Consider the following 2,408-nt stretch of genomic DNA (forward strand, 5'->3'; position numbering starts at 1 on the left):
ACGTTCCGATGGGTGTTCGCCACACCCTTCGGCACACCACTCGAACCCGACGTGTACATCACATACGCCAACTGGTCAGGATGGACGTACAGTTCAGGTGCGACGACATCGGCCTCGGCGAGAAGGGCCCGCACATCGGGAGCCGGCAGCATGTCCACGTCCCGCGCGAACCCGACCTCCTGGGCCGCGCGGTCGGTGACGAGGAGCGGCGCGCCCGTGTCGGCGAGGATGAACGCGAGCCGCTCCTCCGGCTGGCGCGGGTCCAGCGGCACGTACGCGCCACCCGCCTTGAGCACGGCGAGGGCCGCGACCACGAACTCCGCCGACCGGTCGAGGAAGAGGCCCACGGCGCCACCCGGCCCGACTCCGTGCGCGGCAAGCCGGGCGGCGAACGCGTCCGACGCACGGTCGAGGTCGCGGTACGTCGTCTCGCGCTCTCCGCACACCAGCGCCACGGCCTCCGGCGTCCGCGCGGCCTGGGCGGCGAACAGCTCGTGCAGCGCCCCCTCGGGGAGCGGCACGGCGGTGTCGTTGTAGTCGGCGAGCAGGGCGTGACGCTGGGCCGAGGAGAGCAGTTCGATGTCGGCGACCTTGACGTCCGGGTCGGCGATGACGGCGTCCAGGACCCGGGCCAGCCGTTCGCCGGCCGCCTCGACGGTGTCGGGGTCGTACAGGTCGGTGGCGTACTCGAGGACGACGTCGAGGCCGTTGGGGTGACCGACGCGGTCGCGGTGCTCGTAGAAGTTGACGGTGAGGTCGAACTTGGCGATGCCCGCGCTCAGTTGTCGGGTCTCGGCGCGGACGCCCGGCAGCCGGGGCGCGGCCTCGTCGGCCTCGGCGAGGGTGAGCATGACCTGGAAGAGGGGGTGGCGGGCGGCGGAGCGCTCGGGGTTGAGGGTCTCCACGAGCCGGTCGAAGGGCAGGTCCTGGTGGGCCCAGGCACCGAGGTCGGTCTCCCGGACCCGGTCGAGGAGTTCGCGGAAGGTCGGGTCGCCGGATGCGTCGGTGCGCAGCACGAGGGTGTTGACGAAGAACCCGACCAGGTCCTCCAGGGCCTCGTCGGTCCGCCCGGCGACGAGCGAGCCGAGGGGGATGTCGGTGCCCGCCCCGGAACGGGACAGCAGGGCCACGGTGGCCGCCTGCGCCACCATGAACAGGGTCACGCCGTGCTCCCTGGCGAGGGTGCTGAGTGCCTGGTGGGTCTCCGCCGGGCAGTGCACGGTGTGGGTCGCGCCGCGGTAGGAGGCCACGACCGGGCGGGGCCGGCTGGTGGGCAGGGTGACCTCGGTGGGAAGTTGGGCGAGCGCCTCCCGCCAGTGGGCGAGCTGGTTCTCCTCGTGGTCGGCGAGCAGGTCCCGCTGCCAGAGGGAGTAGTCGGCGTACTGGGCCGGCAGCGGCTCCCACTCGGGCGCCGTGCCCTGGGCGCGGGCCGTGTAGGCGGCGCCGAGGTCCCGCATGAGGGGCGTGTTGGACCAGCCGTCGGAGGCGATGTGGTGCACGACCAGGACGAGCACGCTCCGGGTCGGTGCCAGGTCGAGGAGCACGGCGTGCAGGGGGAGTTCGGCGGCGAGGTCGAAGAGGTGCGCGGTCTCCTCCGCGAGCCGGGCGGGCAGCTCGTCGTCGGTGACGGTCGCGACGGTGAGCGGCACGGTGACCTGTTCGGGGTCGGCGACGTGCTGGCGCGGCTCGCCCTCGTGCACCGGGTAGCTGGTCCGGAGGACCTCGTGGCGGGCGATCACGTCACCGAGCGCCTGCCGCAGCACCTCCTGGTCGACGGCGCCGGTGAGGCGTACGGCGAGGGGGATGTTGTACGTGGCGGAGGGGCCCTCCATCTGGTCGAGGAACCAGAGGCGGCGCTGGGCGGCGGAGAGCGGGAGGTCGTCGTCGGACCGGCCGGCGGCGGTGAGCGCGGGGCGCGTGGCCTGCCCGGCGCCGGCGGTGATCAGCCGGGCGAGTCCGGCGACGGTCGGGTACAGGAAGAAGTCGCGGAGGGAGAGTTCGGTGGCGAGGGCGGTGCGGACGCGGCCGACCAGACGGGTGGCGAGGAGCGAGTGTCCGCCGAGGCGGAAGAAGTCGTCGTCGATGGAGACGGCGGGCTCGCCGAGGGCGTCGGCGAACAGGCCGCACAGCACCTCCTCGACGGGGTTGCGCGGTGCCCGTCCGTCGCCCTCGCCGCTCAGCCGGGGCTGCGGCAGGGCACGGCGGTCGAGCTTGCCGTTGGCGGTCAGGGGGAGTTCGGCGAGCTCGACGAAGGCGGAGGGGACCATGTACTCGGCGAGGCGGTCGGCGCTGTGGCCGTGGAGGGCCTCGGTGTCGATGCGGGTGTCGAGGGCGGGGACGAGGTAGGCGACGAGGCGCTTGTCGCCGGGCCGGTCCTCCCGCACGATCACCGCGGCCTGCGCCACCGA

General features: G+C 73.5%; 1 protein-coding gene. It reads right to left on the reverse strand.

Translation table 11 applies throughout. The features are described 5' to 3' along the window. A partial coding sequence (locus E0F75_RS39685; RefSeq protein ID WP_229315908.1) for a condensation domain-containing protein occupies nt 1-2,408 on the reverse strand: 2,408 nt, incomplete at both ends.

It is taken from the genome of Streptomyces sp. CB02980, assembly GCF_014451325.2.
Taxonomy (GTDB): Bacteria; Actinomycetota; Actinomycetes; order Streptomycetales; family Streptomycetaceae; genus Streptomyces.